The organism is Marinobacter daqiaonensis (assembly GCF_900115285.1).
Taxonomy (GTDB): Bacteria; Pseudomonadota; Gammaproteobacteria; order Pseudomonadales; family Oleiphilaceae; genus Marinobacter; species Marinobacter daqiaonensis.
Genome location: NZ_FOYW01000002.1, coordinates 203,636 through 221,747, shown reverse-complemented (window position 1 = coordinate 221,747; position 18,112 = coordinate 203,636). Strand labels below are relative to the sequence as shown.

15 protein-coding genes are annotated in these 18,112 nt (G+C 61.8%); 2 read left to right on the top strand and 13 right to left on the bottom strand.

Annotation, left to right across the window (positions count from 1 at the left end; all coding sequences use genetic code 11):
• Positions 1–6 precede the first annotated feature (6 nt).
• From BM346_RS13775 to ppc, 6 genes are all read right to left on the bottom strand, one after another.
• Positions 7–849, bottom strand: a complete 843-nt coding sequence (locus BM346_RS13775; RefSeq protein WP_092014264.1) for a class I SAM-dependent methyltransferase — start codon at positions 847–849, stop codon at positions 7–9.
• 13 nt (positions 850–862) lie between these two features.
• The gene (locus BM346_RS13770; RefSeq protein WP_092014261.1) at positions 863–1,219 is read right to left on the bottom strand and encodes a hypothetical protein; all 357 of its coding nucleotides are present in this window, start codon (positions 1,217–1,219) and stop codon (positions 863–865) included.
• Positions 1,220–1,249: 30 nt separating this feature from the next.
• Positions 1,250–1,945, bottom strand: a complete 696-nt coding sequence (tsaB, locus tag BM346_RS13765; RefSeq protein ID WP_092014258.1) for a tRNA (adenosine(37)-N6)-threonylcarbamoyltransferase complex dimerization subunit type 1 TsaB — start codon at positions 1,943–1,945, stop codon at positions 1,250–1,252.
• 8 nt (positions 1,946–1,953) lie between these two features.
• Entirely contained in the window at positions 1,954–2,610 is a 657-nt protein-coding gene (adk, locus tag BM346_RS13760; RefSeq protein WP_092014255.1) for an adenylate kinase, read from the bottom strand.
• Positions 2,611–2,820: 210 nt separating this feature from the next.
• Positions 2,821–4,200 carry an HDOD domain-containing protein gene (locus BM346_RS13755; protein ID WP_323807482.1) on the bottom strand — a complete coding sequence of 460 codons (1,380 nt, stop codon included), beginning with the start codon at positions 4,198–4,200 and terminating at the stop codon, positions 2,821–2,823.
• Between the two features lie 84 nt (positions 4,201–4,284).
• Positions 4,285–6,957, bottom strand: a complete 2,673-nt coding sequence (ppc, locus tag BM346_RS13750; RefSeq protein WP_092014252.1) for a phosphoenolpyruvate carboxylase — start codon at positions 6,955–6,957, stop codon at positions 4,285–4,287.
• Positions 6,958–7,072: 115 nt separating this feature from the next.
• Between ppc and BM346_RS13745 the strand changes: the two genes are divergently transcribed.
• A complete protein-coding gene (locus tag BM346_RS13745; protein WP_092014248.1) occupies positions 7,073–7,300 on the top strand; it encodes a hypothetical protein in 228 nt (75 codons plus the stop codon).
• 136 nt (positions 7,301–7,436) lie between these two features.
• Here the strand turns inward: BM346_RS13745 and BM346_RS13740 are convergent, their stop codons facing one another.
• The 5 genes from BM346_RS13740 to cysM form a co-directional block, all read right to left on the bottom strand.
• Positions 7,437–7,781, bottom strand: coding sequence for a pilin assembly protein (locus BM346_RS13740; RefSeq protein WP_092014245.1), 345 nt, complete (start codon positions 7,779–7,781; stop codon positions 7,437–7,439).
• 178 nt (positions 7,782–7,959) lie between these two features.
• Positions 7,960–8,811, bottom strand: a complete 852-nt coding sequence (gene mazG / locus BM346_RS13735; RefSeq protein WP_092014242.1) for a nucleoside triphosphate pyrophosphohydrolase — start codon at positions 8,809–8,811, stop codon at positions 7,960–7,962.
• Positions 8,808–11,045, bottom strand: coding sequence for a GTP diphosphokinase (relA, locus tag BM346_RS13730; RefSeq protein WP_092014239.1), 2,238 nt, complete (start codon positions 11,043–11,045; stop codon positions 8,808–8,810). Before relA ends, mazG begins: the two co-directional genes overlap by 4 nt.
• Positions 11,046–11,099: 54 nt before the next feature.
• Complete coding sequence (gene rlmD, locus BM346_RS13725) at positions 11,100–12,434, bottom strand: 23S rRNA (uracil(1939)-C(5))-methyltransferase RlmD (protein WP_092014236.1); 1,335 nt, start codon at positions 12,432–12,434, stop codon at positions 11,100–11,102.
• A 29-nt stretch (positions 12,435–12,463) separates the two neighbouring features.
• Positions 12,464–13,357, bottom strand: coding sequence for a cysteine synthase CysM (gene cysM / locus BM346_RS13720; RefSeq protein ID WP_092014233.1), 894 nt, complete (start codon positions 13,355–13,357; stop codon positions 12,464–12,466).
• 311 nt (positions 13,358–13,668) lie between these two features.
• Between cysM and BM346_RS13715 the strand changes: the two genes are divergently transcribed.
• Positions 13,669–16,569, top strand: coding sequence for an ATP-binding protein (locus tag BM346_RS13715; protein WP_092014230.1), 2,901 nt, complete (start codon positions 13,669–13,671; stop codon positions 16,567–16,569).
• A gap of 13 nt (positions 16,570–16,582) precedes the next feature.
• On the opposite strand, the gene pdxJ is transcribed toward BM346_RS13715, so the two are convergent.
• Positions 16,583–17,317 (bottom strand): pyridoxine 5'-phosphate synthase, encoded by a 735-nt coding sequence (pdxJ, locus tag BM346_RS13710; RefSeq protein WP_092014227.1) that lies wholly within the window; start codon positions 17,315–17,317, stop codon positions 16,583–16,585.
• A gap of 70 nt (positions 17,318–17,387) precedes the next feature.
• Positions 17,388–18,107, bottom strand: coding sequence for a DNA repair protein RecO (gene recO, locus BM346_RS13705; RefSeq protein ID WP_092014224.1), 720 nt, complete (start codon positions 18,105–18,107; stop codon positions 17,388–17,390).
• Between the last annotated feature and the right edge of the window lie 5 nt (positions 18,108–18,112).

Sequence of the window (18,112 nt, the reverse complement as noted above, 5' to 3'; positions counted from 1 at the left end):
GCATGCTCAGTTCCGGCTGGTGGGCAGCGCCCTGAGCGGATAGATGTCATAGCGACTGCTTTTGCCTTCCAGCTGGAGGGAAGGGGCGGGACCCGGTATCACCGGCGCCCGCCGCGACCGTTTCACAACCACCCGGTAGCGGGCACAGGCAAGGGCTGCCTCCAGCAGATTCGCCGCATCAGGGTCGTCTCCGACGATGGGTCTGAACAGCTGCATTTCCTTCTTGACCGCCGCGGACTTGTCCCGGTGAGGGAACATGGGGTCCAGGTGAATCACATCCGCAACCGGCTCTCCCCCAGCCCGGGCCCCCAGCCAGTCTATGCTGTCCGCCCGGATCAGGGTGATCCGCGCCGCCACGGCTGCGGTGGCCTCGTCCCCGGCGGCGCGAGCCAGGCCATCCGCCAGCAACGCATGAATCACTGGCGAACGCTCAAGCATCGTTATCCGCTGACCGAGACCGGCCAGAACGAAACCGTCCTGGCCCAGGCCCGCCGTGGCGTCCAGAACATGCAATGATTCACTGGTGCGCTTGAGACCCACCGCCTTGGCGATCATCTGGCCAGTGCCGCCGCCATGGGCAAGGCGATAACCGGCCTTGCCGGTGACAAATTCGGCCCTTACCGGCCCCGGTGCCCTTCGGCCTGTCACCTGGAGGGAGAGCCCCTGCCGGTCAAGATGGAGAACCAGGTCGGAATTACGGATATCGCGGGGCTCAACCACCCCCAGGCAGGCGCTGCCCAGACTGGTGGCCAGGGCTTGCGCCGGGGCCAGCAGCTCATTGGAGGCGGCAGCCACCGGGGGTATGGGAGACGAACAGGATTCGTTCAAAGCATCGGGCGTGAAGGTCATTAGGGGGGACGGGTCACACGCGGATGCTGATGCCCGTCAGCTCGGCGTCGTAGCCATCGAGGCCCTCACGCTGATTGGCGATTGCGGCAAAGGTCTGCACGGCTCTGGCGTTGGCAAGGGGAATATCGTCGGAGCGAAACGGCTCGAGACGCACATCCTCAAGGGCCGCACGGGCCTGCACCCGGCGCAGATAGGCCTGGGTATCCTGACCCTCGGGATTCTGGTCGCCCGCCGGCCTGGCGCGGGTATCGTTGCGGGCATCAACCAGCAGCTCGGGACGTGCCGCTGGCGCACGGTTGGCATCGGTGCGCTCCCGGGCAGGTGCACCATTGCCGATATAGGGATTGCCGGAATTGACGCCACCAATCATGGGAACAGGTCCAAACTGTCAGTCAATCAGTCAACGCCCCGGAAGTTTCTTCCAGGTCACTTCATCCCGCAGGTAAACCGGCTGGGCCTCCGAGGCGGAAACTCCAACCCCCCTCGCCCGTGCCTCCATTGCAAGGCGCGCCACATAGCGGGCATCGGGCACCCGATCCGGATCCGGCTGGCTCATCCTGCCGGTGACCTCCCGGGGCATACGATCAGCATAGCGCCATCCACTGCCACCTGCCACCCACCGAGTCACCCCTTCTGGCAGGGTCACGGCCTCAGGCGGGCAGACACGCTCGCTCTCCAGAAGCACAGGCATCCCCTGCTCCAGCTGGAAGCAGCCCCAGTATACTTCGTCCATCCGGGCATCAAAGGCAACAGCAATACCATCGCCCTCCCGGGCCTCCTGTCGTTCCGCCAGCTCCAGGGCTACAGCCTGAAGAGAGGATACCGGCACGACCGGCAGGTCCAGGCCCCAGGCCAGGCCCTGGATCACGCCGGTGGCGATCCTGAGTCCGGTGAAGGAACCGGGGCCGGCGGCAAAAGCCAGCCCATCAAGCTCCTTCATGGTGACACCCCGCTCCGCCAGAAGTTCACGGACCATGGGCATGATCAGCCGCGTATGACCACGGGGCTCTACCCGGCAGTGTCCGCTCAGCTGGCCATCCAGCAGCAGAGCGACGGAACAGGCGTCAGTCGAGGTATCAAGGGCTAGCAGGTTCAAGGTGTCGACTATCCGCCAAGCTTGGAAAGAATTTCACTGCGGATGTCATCGAGCGAACCCACACCATTCACACGAACATACTTCGGGGCCTTTTCCGGCTCCTTTTCAGCCCAGTCCTGATAGTAGCCGATCAGGGGCTCGGTCTGGGAATGATAGACTTCAAGGCGTTTGCGGACGGTCTCTTCCTTGTCATCTTCACGCTGCACCAGGGGCTCCCCCGTGACGTCATCCTTGCCTTCTTCCTTGGGCGGATCGTATTTCACGTGATAGATACGGCCACTGCCGGGATGAACACGGCGGCCAGACAGGCGGCGGACGATTTCCTCATCATCCACTGCGATTTCCACCACGTAGTCGATATCGATACCCTGATCCCTGAGGGCCTCGGCCTGGGGAATGGTGCGGGGAAAGCCGTCCAGGAGGAAGCCGTTCCGGCAGTCTTCCTGCTGCACCCGCTCCTCAATGAGGGCAATGATGATGTCGTCAGAAACCAGGGAACCGGAGTCCATGACCGCCTGCACTTTCTTTCCCAGTTCGGACCCGGATTTCACCGCAGCACGGAGCATGTCGCCCGTGGAAATCTGGGGGATTCCAAACCGTTCCGAGATGAACTGCGCCTGGGTGCCCTTACCGGCCCCCGGCGCACCCAACATGATGATTCGCATACGTTGTGCTCCCATTTCCTGGTTATTTGTTTGAAAAGCTGTTGCCAAACCCCGCCAACACGGCCGGTTCCCAAGGCTTGGCGACAGCCTCTCATGCCCCGAGACAGGGCAGAAAAGCAGGCATTATACGAAGTCGGAACCGCAAGAGAAAGTCGACGTCCGTCGCAGTCGCCGGACATGCATTGCCTTCCGCCAGCGGCAGACAGCCGCTCAGGATGACAGAGCCTGGGCCAGACTGTCCAGATCGTCGGCCACCTCGTCAACCTCGGCGCGAAGCCTCTCGAGCCGGGCGCCGTCCAGGCCGAGCTCCGCTGCCAGGGCATCGACATTGTCAGGGTTGAATTCGTCACCAACACCCTTGTCCTTGAGAAGGCCATTGGCAAGCTGGACCATCCTCACATAGACCTTGTGATCACCCTCGTAGTCGAGCTGCTGATGGACTCCCGCCGACTTGACCACCTCATCCGGCATCTGCCAGAGCTTGTGCAGGATGCCGCCGATCACTCCGTGACCCACCGTCAGCATTTCCCTCTCGCCGCCGCCACCGAACACCTTCTGCTCCAGTGTCCGCATGCTGACCTCGGGGTTGGCGGCCCGCAAGCGGTTAAGCTCGCTGAATTCCGTGGGAAACAGATGCCCCACCAGCAGGAGACCGAAATTGTGGAGGAGCCCGCACAGGTACGCCAGGGAGGTATCGGCATCACACAGGGGCGCCATGCGCTGACAGACGAACGCACAGTATAGGGAGTGGCGCCAGAACTGATCCATGCCCAGGGGGCCCGAGCGGGGGATATCGAACGCGCGGACCGAGGCGATGCCCAGGGCGATGTGGGCAACCCGCTCAAAACCGAGCACCCGTGTCACCGCTTCCTGTACCGACTGGATCTGGCCGGGATAATTGAACAGGGCTGAACGCGCGTAGCGGATAATCTGGGCCGTCAGGCTCGGGTCGAATTCGATCAGCTCCGCCAGGTCTTTGGCAGACGCTTCGGAGTCGCTGGTAAGCCTGAGAATCCGCAGTGCCAGTGCCGGCATAGGCGGCAGACGATAGAGTTTCTGCAGTTTCCCGGCCACCTCCTCAAGGGTTACTCCACTTGCGATATCGCCGCTGTGGCGGATGGTCACATGCCCCTTGCCCGCGTCCCCCAAGGCCAGACGGAAATCGCGACCGTCCAGCACCATGAGGCGGGAGGATGAGCCACAGGCCATGATCACCCGGGCGGCACTGTACAGCGACTGCTCCACAACGACAGGAATGCCGTAGGCGGAGCCGAAGGGCGGTAGAAAACCCGGCGCGCAGTCGGAGAACAGCCGCCCTGCCTGAGTCGCCGTCAGGGGCTGGAAACGACGGCCCACGAGGGCTTCGATGGCATCGAGATCCGGCGAACTGTCGAACGGATGGACCACCAGCAGAACACCCTTGAGATCAATCAGCGCCGTGCTCCGGATGACCTGTCGGCGGTCCACCGCGGCACCAAGCACGGCGGATTCCAGTCCGCCCCGGGAACTGGGGGTGACGGGCACCAGCTCGAAGGCCAGACCCTTGCGATTGAGATACTGCTCGACTCTGGCTGCCGCTGCCACGGACATCTCCTTGAAGATCAATTACTGCGCCGGGTAGGGCGACAGAGGGTACCACATCCACTGGGATGATACCCCCTGCCGATGGCGCCGTCAGCCAGTGTTGCGCATCCCGGCCGCGATGCCCGCCATGGTGACCTTCAGGGCCTGTTCCACCAGTTCAGGCATGGGCACGACTTCTGCGTCCGCGCCCTCGGCGGCAACATTCGCCTCCGCCTCGCGATTGCGTCGAAGAAGTTCCGCCTGGAGGTAGTGCAAGGGGTCCGTGTAGGGGGTGCGGACTTTCATGGAGTGGGCAAACACAGGCTCCTCCTCCAGCAGGACCTTCTGGTTTTTGAGAGCCTTGACCTGCCTGATACAGCCGGCAAGACGCTCCCGCAACTCCTTGCCCAGCGGGCGTAGTTCTGGTTGCACCAGGGTTTCGTCATAATAACTGGCAATCTGCAGGTCAGCCTTTGCCAGCACCATTTCCAGCATGTCGATGTAGGTGCGAAAGAAAGGCCAGTTCTGGCGCATCTCCTGCAATACCGGCATCTGACCGGCCTTTTCGGCTTCCGCCAGGGCGACATCACTGCCCAACCAGCTGGGCAGCATGAGCCGCATCTGGGTCCAGGCGAAAATCCAGGGAATCGCCCGCAGGCTTTCCACGCCTCCGCTGGGCTTGCGCTTTGCCGGCCGGCTGCCCAGGGCGAGTTTGCCCAATGCCTGCTCGGGGGTGGCCTGGCGGAAATAGGGCACGAAATCCGGGTCCTCGCGGACCACCGCCCGATAGGCCTTCAGGGAACGTTCCGTGAGCCAGTCCATGGCTTCCCGCCACTCTGGCTCCGGTGCCCGCGGGGGCGCCAGAGTGGCCTCGACAACCGCCGTGGTGTAGAGGGTCAGGCTCTGTTCCGCCAGCCGCGGCAGACCAAACTTGAAGCGGATCATTTCACCCTGCTCGGTGATCCTGAAACTGCCGTTCACGGAACCGGGAGGCTGCGACAGGATGGCCCGGTTCGCCGGTCCGCCGCCACGACCCACGGTGCCCCCCCGGCCATGGAAAAGGGTCAGGTGCATATCGAAGCGGCCGGCGACCTCGGTCAGTTTCTCCTGGGCCTGGTACTGGGCCCAGGCGGCCATCATCTGGCCTGCGTCCTTGGAGGAATCGGAATAGCCGATCATTACTTCCTGGGCGCCATTGCAATAGTCCCGGTACCAGTCCACGGAATAGAGCGCCTCCATGGCCGCGGGAGCGCCCTGCAGGTCACTCAGGGTCTCGAACAGGGGTACGATGCGCATCGGATGCTTCATGCCGGCTTCCCTCAGCAGCAGGATCACACTGAGTACATCCGAAGGTTTGCTGGCCATGGAGATGACGTAGGAGCCCAGTGCCTCAGGGGTTTGCGCCGCCACCACTTCGCAGGTATCGAGAACCTCACGGACAGGGTCGGAAGGCTCCCAGTTCCGTGGTACCAGTGGACGCCGGCCCTTGAGCTCATCCACCAGGAACGCCTGACGCTCCTCCTCGCTCCAGCTGAGGTAATTACCCAGGCCCAGGTAGTCGACCATTTCCGCAACCGCTTCGGCATGGCGGGTGGACTCCTGGCGGATGTCGAGGCGGATCAGCGGCAGGCCGAAGGTATGGGCCCGTCGGAGAGTGTCGAGCAGAGGACCGTTGGCGATGGTCTCCAGCCCGCATTCCACCAGTGAGCGGTAGCAAAGTTCCAGGGGCCCGGTCAGATCCTCGTTTTCGAAGAGGATATCGGCACTGTCCGCCGACTCACCGTTCACCCGGGCCTCCGCCCAGTCCCTGGTACGGATCAGGCGTTCCCGCAGCCGGCCCAGCAGCTCCCGGTAGGGCTCCCGACAGTCGCCCACCCGGGCACGAAGCTCTTCACTGGCCTGCCACATGGACAGCTCGCCGCGCAGTGACTGGATATCTCTCAGGTACAGGTCGGCAGCCATCCAGCGGCCGAGCAGGAACACCTGTCGGGTGACCTGGTGAGTCACATTGGGGTTGCCGTCCCTGTCGCCACCCATCCAGGAGGCAATGCGGACAGGAGTTGCGTCCAGGGGCAGGCCGGTCCCGGTGCAGTTTTCCAGGGCCTGATCGAGACTTCTCAGAAAACGGGGTAACGCCTCCCAGAGGCTGTTCTCGATGACCGCGAAGCCCCATTTCGCCTCATCCACCGCCGTCGGGCGCTCGTGACGAATTTCATCGGTATGCCAGGCCTCTGCAACCAGCAGGCGCAAACGATCGAGAATCTCGTCCCGCTCGGCCGGTAGCAGATCATCATGATCAAGGGCGGCAAGAGCCGCCGACATCTCGTCGTATTTCATGATCAGGGTCCGGCGGGCCACCTCAGTGGGATGAGCGGTAAGCACGAACTCCAGCCGCATGTCGGAAACCCGTTGGTGAATCTCGCCGGCAGCCACACCGCTGTCCCTGAGCCGGCTGAACGCCGCATCCAGGGACTCCACCATCAGGTCGGACTGATGACCCCGCTTGCGTCGCACGCTATGGTACTGCTCGGCAAGATTGGCCAGGTTCAGGAACTGATTGAAGGCTCGGGTGACCGGCAGCAGCTGGTCGTCCCGCAGGTTACGGAGAAGCCGGATCAGACGCTGGCCGGAGCCGCTCTCCTGGCGCCGGTCGGCCTTGGCGGCGGCACGAATTTCCTCTATCAGCTGGTAGATTTCCTCGCCAGGGTAGTTACGGATGTTCTCACCCAGCAACTCACCCAGCAGCCGCACGTTCTCTCGCAATTCGGGATGCAGTTCTGCCACAACGGGGTCCTTATTGGTTGGTGTCAGGATTGACGAACACTCAAGGCTATACTGATACTAATAACGACGTCGCGTCACATCCGCAAGGGTGTTTGTTCAAGAGCAAGGAGATTCCATGAAAGTAACCGACCTACCCAGCCACTGGCAGGAAGCGAAAAAGCCCACCGACCGGACCCGGGACTACAACCTGCGGCTGCCGCTGGAGGACGCGGCCCGGGTAGCAGCCCTGGCGGAAATGTACCCTGATCGTTCGGAAGCGGACATTCTCAATGACATGATTGCCGCGGCCCTGGACGACCTCGCCGAGAGCTCACCGCTGAAGGAGCGACTGAAGAAGAAATAGCGGAAGGGGTTCCGGCGGCGCTGTCCGCCTGAAGAATGGCGTCACCCCTTCCCCGAGCGGGGATGGGGTGAGCTTCAGGGCAGAACCGGACAATCGCTTTGCCCGGGCGACCGTCCGTCGGGCGTGGATCTCGAGGTCAGGCCACTGAAACCAGCTGCTGCTCCTTGAGCTCCTCCATATGCTTCTGGCTCAAGGCAACAAATTTGGGTGTCATGCCAATGTCTTCATAAATCTCGAAGCCATCCTCATCGTAAGCAACGACCCGATCGCCTTCGACATAGGGAAAGGAGGTTTCAATCTCATCAAGGGCGGCCGAGATCAGATCCCGCATCAGATCCTGCGGCGACTTCATGGGATACAGTGCCGCCAGTCGCGACAATTCCTCATGATGCTTCTCTGCAAGGGCAACAAAATACGCATCTCGGGCGAGACGGCCCTGCGCATGCTTGTCCCAGTGAGCGACGAGATCGCGGATCTTCATAAAACACTTCTCCTGCCTGTAACCAGTGCCCGATTCTTTTGCATGGGAGACTACGAAGGTAACACAACAGCCCGTTGTACCCTTCCCCCTATTAACCGCAGTGTAGATGAATCGTGCAGAATACAAGGCTGGAAATCGGTAACGAATTGTACTTATTTGTGATTTCCGGAACCGCTTATCAGCGCTGCCGTGACCGTTCCACCCCTTTGACGCTGTTCCAGATCTCGTCCAGCTGCTCCAGTGACTCGTCTTCCATCTGTCGCCCCTGCTCCTCCAAGACGTCTTCAATGGCCCGGAAACGGGCTTCAAACTTGCGATTGGTTCGCCGAAGGGCCTGCTCCGGATTCACCTTGAGAAAACGGGCCAGATTGATGCAGACGAACAGCAGATCGCCCAGCTCATCCTCCACGTCATCCTGGGCGGCGGGATCCTGTCGCGCGTTCTGCCAGGCCTCCTTGAGCTCGCCAATCTCCTCCTCCAGCTTGTCGAACACGGGTCCGATCTCATGCCAGTCGAAGCCGTAGCGGCCTGCCCGGCGCTGTAGCTTGTCGGCGCGCGCCATGGCCGGCAGGGAGGCCGGGATATCATCCAGCCGACTGCCTCCCGCGGTTCTGGTACCGCCCTTCCGGGCCCGCTCCTCAGCCTTGATCCTCTCCCAGCTGGCGGCGATCCACTCGTCGTCCGGCCGGTTATCCGGGTCGACCCGGCTTTCCAGTGCTCCGTCGGGAAACACGTGGGGGTGCCGCCGCAGCAACTTGCGAACCAGCGTGTCGACCACACCGTCGAAGTCGAAGAGATCCTGTTCCCTTCCCATCTGGCTGTAAAAGATCACCTGGAACAGCAGATCCCCCAGCTCTTCCTTCAGATGCGGATAGTCTTCCCGCTCGATGGCGTCCGCCACTTCATGGGCTTCCTCCAGGGTATGGGGCACGATGGTCCGGAAGGTCTGCCTGGTATCCCAGGGGCAGCCGGTCCGGGGGTCCCTCAGCCGGGCCATCAGTGTCTTCAGGTCCTCAACGGAATAGCTCATGACCGCTTGCGCCTCACGTCGAGAATGTTCGACAGGTTGCGTATCTGGGCCAGCAGCCTGGCAAGTTGCTCAAGGCTCGAGATTTCCACGGTCACCATCATGGTGGCGGTGTTGTCATCGGGGTTGGTCTGGGTGTTCAGGGACAGCACGTTGCTGCGGGAGGCTGTCAGCACCTGGGTGATATCCCGCAGCAGGCCGGGCCGGTCGTAGGCCTGGATTTCGATATCCACCGGATAGGTCGCCTCGGGCCGTCCACCCCAGCTCACCTCGATAATCCTGTTGGGCTCGTACTCCTTGTGATGGAGGAAGGTCAGGCAATCCTGCTGATGCACGGTGACGCCCCGCCCCACCGTAATATAGCCGCCAATGGCATCACCTGGCAGGGGCTTGCAGCACTTGGCCACCTGGGTCTTGAGCTTGCCGACGCCACGAATCTGGATGTCGGACTCCGTGTCATACTTGCGGTTGCGGCTGCCCAGAAGCTTCAGATCAAGCTGTTTTTCCTGGGGCTCGATCATCTCCTGAGCCACATTGGCGACATGGGCGGGGCGAAGATCACCGGCACCTATGGCAGCGAACATGTCGTCCGCCGCCGGATAATTGACCTTCCGCGCCAGGTCATTGAGATCCACGTCGTAAAGGGAAAGCCGTTTGAACTCATCCTCAAGAATCGCCCGACCGTCCACAATATTCCGGTCCCGGTTCTGCTGCTTGAACCAGTGGACCACCTTGGCGCGGGCCCGGGATGTCTGGATATAACCGAGGCTGGGGTTGAGCCAGTCGCGACTGGGCGCCTGGTTGTTCGAGGTTAGGATATAGACCTGATCTCCGGTCTTCAGGGGGTAGGTCATGGGCACGATACGCCCGTTAACGCGGGCCCCACGGCAGGCATGACCCACCTCGGTGTGCACCCGGTAGGCGAAATCGACGGGCGTGGCCCCCTGGGGCAGGTCGACGACATGGCCCTCGGGAGTGAACACATAAACCCGGTCGGATGCGATGTCACCGGTCAGATGGTCGGCCAGACCCGACAGGTCACCCAGTTCGTCCTGCCACTCCAGCACCTGACGGAGCCAGTTGATCTTGGCTTCATAACCGGTGGAACGGTTACCGCAGTCAGTGCCCTTGTACAGCCAGTGGGCACACACCCCCAGCTCCGCCTCCTCGTGCATCTTGCGGGTGCGGATCTGAACCTCCATGACCTTGCCTTCCGGACCGATTACCGCCGTATGCAGCGACTGGTAGCCGTTCTCCTTGGGATTGGCGATGTAGTCATCGAATTCATTGGGAATGTGGCGCCAGAGGCTGTGAACAATACCCAGGGCGGCATAGCAGTCGCGCACCTCCGGCACCAGAATCCTGACCGCCCGCACGTCGTAGACCTGGGAAAAGTCGATTCCCTTGCGACGCATCTTTCGCCAGATGCTGTAGATATGCTTGGCCCGTCCGGCCAGCTCGGCCTCGATACCGGCCCCCCTGAGCTCATCGCCCATCTCTTTCAGTACTTTCTGGATGTAACCTTCCCGGTCCAGCCGCTTCTCGTCCAGCTGCCTGGCGATTTTCTTATAGGCGGTTTCATGCAGGTACCGGAAGGACAGGTCCTCCAGCTCCCATTTGATATGGCCGATGCCCAGCCGGTGCGCGAGCGGCGCGTAGATATCGAAGACTTCCCGGGCCACCCGCATGCGTTTCTCGTAAGCCGCGTTTTTCACGGCCCGCAGGGCACAGGTCCGCTCCGCCAGCTTGATCAGGGCCACCCGGACGTCGTCCACCATGGTTACCAGCATCTTGCGGACATTGTCGATCTGGCCTTCGCTCTGACCGAGCACATTGCCCTTGAGGGGATGGTGAATGGCGGATATGGCAGCCATCTGGGCCACACCCTGAATAAGATCAGCCACCTCGTTACCGAAATCCTTGCGGATTTCCTCCAGGGTGACACGGCCTTCCCGGACCGCACGGTAGAGGATGGCCGCCACAAGACTGGTCTGGTCAAGGTGAAGCTCCACCAGCACCTGGGCCATCTCTATGCCAGTGCGGAAACTGCTGGCCCCGGGTGCCCACAGGCGGTCCTCCTCAACTGCCCGGCGGTCGATCTGGGCACTGACCTCACAGGCACGGCGAAACTGATCCACGTTCTCCAGCCGGGTCTGCGCGGCGATGTGCCGGACCCAGCTTTCGATATCCACCTGCCCGTCCGCGGTAACCGCGTAGTCTTCCCGAACTTTTACCATGTCCTTCCCGCTGTCTCTGATCGATTCAAGGCGCTGCTGGCCGCCGGACCGGTTTCACACCCGCTCAAACAGGGCAATGGATTCCACATGGGTGGTGTGGGGAAACATATCCATCACTCCGGCCTGCTTCAGGCGATAGCCCTTGCTGACAATCACTCCGGCATCCCTTGCCAATGTGGCGGGATTGCAGGAAACATACACGATACGCTTGGCTCCGAATGCCGTCAGGTGCTCGCAGATCTCTTCCGCACCGGAGCGGGGCGGGTCGATGAGCACGCGATCGAAGCCTTCCGAAGCCCAGCTCTCCCGGGTGAAATCACCCTGAAGGTTGGCGCCATGGAAAGTGACGTTGTCGAGGCCATTTAGTTCCGCATTTTCACGACCCCGGACCACCATGGCCTCGTCCCCTTCCACACCCACCACCTGGCCGGCCTGGCGGGCCAGCGGCAGGGTAAAGTTACCGAGGCCACAAAACAGATCCAGCACCCGGTCACCCGGCTGAACATCCAGCCATTCCAGAGCACGTTCTACCATGCGCTGGTTGATGTCGGCATTGACCTGGGTAAAGTCCATGGGATGAAACTTCATGGTCAGGTCAAAGGCCGGCAGCCGGTAGCTCAGGCGCTCTTCTCCCCTCTCCTCTGGCCAGATCCGGTGAACGGTTTCCGGGCCCTTGGGCTGAAGATAGATATGCAGGTCATGTGCCTTGCCGAACTCCAGAAGGGCGGCGTAGTCCCCCGGGCTCAGGGGCATCATGTTGCGGAACACCATCGCGGCCTCGTCATCGCCGCAGGCCACTTCCACCTGGGCGATATGCTGGTAGGCGTCGAGCCGGTAGATCAGCGCGCGCAGGTCGTCAATCCGCTCGCCGATGCGGGGATCCAGGACCACGCAGCGGTCGATGTCCGCCAGGAAACTGTTCCGCTTTTCACGGAAACCCACCAGCACCGAGTCCCGCTTATTCACGAAGCGCACACCCAATCGGGCCTTGCGGCGATAACCCAGAGGCGGAGACCGCATGGGTTCGATCCACCGGTCGGGCTCGATGCCTCCGAAGTGGGCAAAGTGGTCCCGCAGGGTGTTCTCCTTGAACCGGATCTGGGCGTCCGGTTCCATGTGCTGCAGACTACAGCCGCCGCAGAGGTCGGCAAAATCGCAGGGTGGCCGGACCCGCTCCGGCGATGCCTCCAGCACCTCCTCTGCGCGCAGTTCGTCGAACCTGCTGCGGGTATTGATCATCTTTGCCATGACCCGTTCCCCTGGCAGGGCGCCATCCACGAAACGGGTCTTGCCCTCTTCCCGGGCGATGCCCCGGCCGTCGTGGCTCAGGGTCTCGATAGCGCACAGAAGCGGCTCTTTGGGCAGGGGTTTCCTGCGTCTTCGACTCATATAGCAAGATCTCTGGAGGAATATCAGGGTCAGGCGCCGGGGAACACCCCGGTGGAGAGGTAACGGTCGCCCCGGTCACAGATAATGGCCACAATCACCGCGTTTTCAACCTGGTCCGAAAGCGACAGCGCGGCGGCAATGGAGCCACCGGAGGAGACACCGCAGAAAATACCCTCTTCCCGGGCAAGGGCCCGCATGGTGTTTTCGGCATCCTCCTGACTGACATCCAGCACCTGATCCACCCGGGTGGCATCATAGATCTTTGGCAGGTATTCCTGCGGCCAGCGACGGATGCCAGGAATCGAGGAGCCCTCTTTCGGCTGAAGGCCAATAATCCGGATGTCCGGATTGCGCTCCTTGAGATAGCGGGAAACCCCCATGATTGTGCCGGTCGTGCCCATGGAACTGACAAAATGGGTCACCCGGCCCTGGGTCTGCTCCCAGATTTCGGGCCCGGTGGTGCGATAATGCGCGAGGGGGTTGTCCGGATTGGCGAACTGGTCAAGCACCACGCCCGCGCCCTCGGCCTGCAGGCGTGTGGCCATGTCGCGGGCCCCTTCCATGCCCTCTTCCTTTGACACGGTAATGATCTCGGCGCCATAGGCCCTCATGGACGCACGACGCTCTTCGCTCATGTTGGCTGGCATGATGAGTTTCATGCGATAGCCCTTGATGGCCGCAGCCATCGCCAGGGCAATGCCGGTGTTGCCGCTGGTGGCCTCGATCAGAGTGTCGCCGGGCCTGATTTCGCCCCGTTTCTCGGCTTCCTGGATCATGCTGACGGCCGGACGGTCCTTCACGGAACCGGCGGGATTGTTGCCTTCCAGCTTGGCCAGAATGACATTACTGGTCTTGCCGGGCATGCGCTGCAGCCGCACCAGGGGGGTGTGACCTACATGGTCCTCGATGGTCGGGAATTGCATGGTATGTCTCGCTCCTCATCCAGATGCGCTGCCACTGACCTGTTCACAGCTTTTTATACCGCCTGTGTTACACTTCATAAGCCTCTCGGCAGGGCTTGCGGCCCACCCGGAGGCTCCTTAGCTGCGCATGATACGCATAATGGGTGTGATCGCCCAATAGAGGAACCCGCTATTTCCATTGCCAATGGCTATAAGGGCGTATAATGCGGTGCGAGAACAGTGCAGGAACGCGGGCAGGCCACTGACGAAGGCAAACGGTCAGCGGGCTCCGGAACCAACCAGGGAAACGGACAGAGGGAATGGCGAGGCCTATGCGTCGTTGGGGTATTCGCAAGAAAGTACTGGTGGTTACGCTTGTTCCCACCCTGGTGACCACCGTACTGCTGGGGCTGTTCTTTACCTGGAGCTGGGTCCAGAACATCAATCAGCTGCTGGACGACCGGGGCGATTCCCTGTCCCGGCAACTGGCGGCAGCGGCGGAGTACGGCATGTTCACCGCCAACCGCAGCCTGCTCAGCAGCCTTTCCAATGCGCTGCTCGAAGAGCAGGACGTTCGCTCCATCACCTTCTATGACGCCAGCCGGGAGCGACTGCTTCATACCGGGCCCGCAAGCACTTTTAAGCGGCCAGAGGGCTTTCCGGAAGGCTCCTCCATATTCCGCCGGCCCTCCGCCGGCAACACGGTATTCATGGCACCGGTCTACCTTCAGGACCTGATGCTTGAAAACCTGCTTGACCTGCAGGCCCGGGACTCTTCCGCCAACGCCATGGAACCCATCGGCTGGGCAGCGGTGGAAATGTCCCACGTGCGCACCGAGAAGGAAACCTGGAAAGCGCTGTTCATCTCGCTGCTGGTGATTGTCACCGGTGTACTGCTCAGTCTCGTCATCGCCCTGCGCCTGAGCCGGTCCTTCACCGACCCTGTGTTCGAGCTGAACCGGGCGGTTGCCAAGCTCAAGGAAGGCCACCTGGATACCCGCGTTCACACCGGTGCCGGCCCCGAGTTCGAGCAACTGGAGTCCGGTCTCAATGCCATGGCCGAAGAACTGAGCCAGGCCCAGGCGGAAATGCAGCAGAACATCGATCAGGCCACGGAAGACCTCAGGGAAACCCTCGAGACCATCGAAATCCAGAATATCGAACTGGATTTCGCCCGCAAGGAAGCCCTGGAAGCCAGCCGTATCAAGTCAGAGTTCCTGGCCAACATGTCCCACGAAATCCGCACGCCTCTCAACGGCATCATCGGCTTCACCGAACTGCTGCTCAAGAGCCCGATGCAGAAGCAGCAGGCGGAGCACCTGAACACCATCCGCAAATCCTCGGAAATCCTGCTGACCATCATCAACGACATCCTCGACTTCTCCAAGATCGAGGCCGGCAAACTGATCCTCGACCGGGTGCCCTTCCAGCTGCGGGACATTATCGAGGACGTCATGGTCATGCTTGCACCCGCGGCCCATGGCAAGAACCTGGATCTGGTGCAACTGGTTTACGCGGATGTTCCCGACAACATCATGGGGGACCCCCTGCGGGTAAAACAGGTCATCACCAATCTGGTGAACAACGCCATCAAATTCACCCAGACCGGTGAAGTGGTGCTTCGGGCGAGTCTCGAGGAGGAAGATACCGAACATAATCAGGTGACCCTCCGCCTGAGCATTACCGACTCCGGCGTCGGCCTTTCCCGGGCCCAGCAGCAGTCGCTGTTCAATGCCTTCAGTCAGGCGGATGCCTCAACCGCCCGTCAGTACGGCGGTACCGGGCTTGGTCTGGTGATTTCCAAACGTCTGGTGGAAGAAATGGGCGGCACCATAGGACTGGAAAGTGAGCTGGGCAAGGGCTCCACCTTCTGGTTTACCCTTACCGCGGAGCTCTCCGCCAGCACCGAGGCACCCATTCCTCATGACGCCCTGCGTGGTGAAAGGGTCATTTATCTGGAACAACAGAAAACCACCGGCCTGGCAGTGGAACACATCCTGCGGGATTGGGGCATCGCGATCACCCGGGCCAATTCTCCCGGTGAGTTGCTGGAACAAGTGGAAGAGGCCCAGCAGGAGCAGTCCGGCTACGCTCTGGCTATGGTGGGTATCACCCGGCACCTGCTGAACTCAAGCCAGTATCGCGACCTGATCCGGACCCTGGAAGTGGACCGTGACTGCCGGACCCTGCTGCTCACCCCCACCCTGGAAACCCACGACACTGTCCTGACCGGGCTCGCCAGTGGTCACCTGATCAAGCCCATCTGCCGCGGCCCCCTTTACGACGAGCTCCTGATGCTGGTACACGGCATTGATACCCGAAACACCGTTGTCGCCGCGCCTTCCCGCCAGATGGCCCTGCCGGAGCCCGGTAACCGTCCCGGCGCCCCCGCCAGGCCAAGGGTCATGGCGGTGGACGACAACGAGGCGAACCTGAAGCTGGTGCTCACGCTGCTCAAAGACTGCGGAATTCCGGCGGAGGGCGCCGCCAACGGCTTCGAGGCCCTGAGCAAGGCCCGTAGCCAGACGTTCGACCTGATTTTCATGGATCTGCAGATGCCCGGCATGGACGGGGTGGAAACCACGGCCCGGCTGAGAGGACTCGACGACAACCACCACCGCACTGCCGTTATCGCGCTCACCGCCCACGCCCTGGCCGACGAACAGGACCGACTGATGCAGCAGGGGTTCGATGGCTATCTGGCCAAACCGGTGAACAGTCGCCAGCTGCTGGAAACCCTTACCGACTTCACTGGCTATCGCCATGCCGGCCAACAGGCGGGCGAGGGCTACGCCGAAATCGCTGAATTCCGGGATACCCGGCGCCCATTGCGGCCTTCCACCCGACGCCGCCAGAAAACCTGCGTGGATGTGGATGAAAGCATCCGCCTGGCCGCCGGCAAACCGGACCTGGCGGAAGAGTTGTTCAGCATGCTTCTCGAGCAGCTGGGGCCAGACCAGGAAACCATTCGCGCCGCCTGGTCCGCCGGCGACCTCGACACCGTGCTGGAGTGTGTGCACAAGCTTCACGGCGCTACCCGATATTGCGGTGTCCCGGAGCTGCGTGACGCCTCCGCTCAGTTCGAGACTGCCCTGAAACGCCAGTCCGATGGCATGGAAACCCTCTGCCAGAATCTGCTGGCCGCCATGGAACGCCTGCAGGTCTGGGGCGACCAGACCGACTGGCAGGCGCTGTTCCGTGCCAGCGAACAGATGAACCCGGTCAACCCCTGAGAAACAACAGGGCTCAGGCCCGCGCCTGGTCCAGGATCTGCCGCATTTCCCGGACGGCCTCTTTAAGCCCGGTAAACAGCGCCCGCGCAACAATGGCGTGACCGATGTTGAGTTCGTTGATACCGGGAATGGCCGCAATCCGGAGGGTATTGTGGTAATTGAGTCCATGACCGGCATTGACCACCAGCCCCTTGCGGCGGGCATACCGAACCGCCTCTTCCAGCACCTGGAAGGTGCGATCCTGCTCGGATGGCGTTTCGGCCTCGGCGTACTCCCCGGTATGCAGTTCAATCACCGGTGCCCCGCAGCGAATGGCGGCATCGATCTGGGCGGGGTCCGGATCAATGAACAGGGACACTTCCGCGCCAATGCGGGCCAGCCGTTCGCAGGCCCGGGCGACGCGCTCCTCATTACCGTCCACATCAAGCCCACCCTCGGTAGTGAGCTCCTCACGTTTTTCCGGCACCAGACAGGCGCAGTGGGGCCGGACGTTTTCGGCAAACGCGAGCATGGCATCCGTTACCGCCATTTCCAGGTTCATGCGGGTGTTCAGGGTCTGCCGCATCAGCAGCACGTCCCGGTCCTGTATGTGGCGCCGGTCTTCCCGGGGATGAATGGTGATACCGTCGGCACCTGCCTCCTCGGCGATCATGGCGGCCTGGACAGGATCGGGATAGCGGGTGCCCCGGGCCTGGCGGAGGGTGGCCACATGGTCGACATTGACGCCCAGTAACACTCTTTCTTTCATCGGTTTCTCTCCTGATGTCCTGCCTGATTGTTCCATCGATGGAGCAACCGGACAGACAATACGCTTGTATTCATGGTCGGACTTGTGGGGCAAACAGGGCCCGACTGTTAAGGGGCTTTCCCTGTAACAGAAAATCCGTGAGTGAACGCATGACCTGTTTGGCGAGGCGGCGTGACCGGGGACTGCTGAGGTCACCCTGCGCCAGATCCAGCAGGATTTGGCCGGAAAGACCGGTCAGCCTGGCCTGGTCGGTGGGGGTCGCCAGAATGCCCTGCTGGGGATCATAGCAATAGTAGGCCATCGCCTGCACCGGCTCGCCGGTATCCATGGCCTGATCCCAGGCAAAGCCATAACCGAGACCCCTGGCCAGGCTCATTTCGAAACGCCGGAGAACCGGCTCCACGTCGTCCGGGTTGTCGGCCAGGTCCGCCAGGGCATCGATGTAGGCGGCAAACAGCACGGGTGACGGGTCATTGGGGGACAGCAGCTTCTGCAGTAATTCGTTCAGGTAAAAACCGCTGTAGAGAGACCTGCCGTGGCCGAGCCGCACCCCGGAACGGGGATCGGCCTGGGTGAGGGTCTTGAGGTCGGAGCGACCGGTCCAGTCCACCAGCAGTGGCTGGAATGGCTGGAGCTGGGCCTTCAGTGCGCTCTTTGGACCACTGGCACCCCTGGCCACGACGCCGATCCTGCCGTGATTGAGGGTAAAAAGGTCCACCAGCAGACTGGTTTCCCGAAAGGGCCGCCGGTGTAGAACGTAAGCGGGCTCCTGCTGGACCGGACCCGACATGCCAG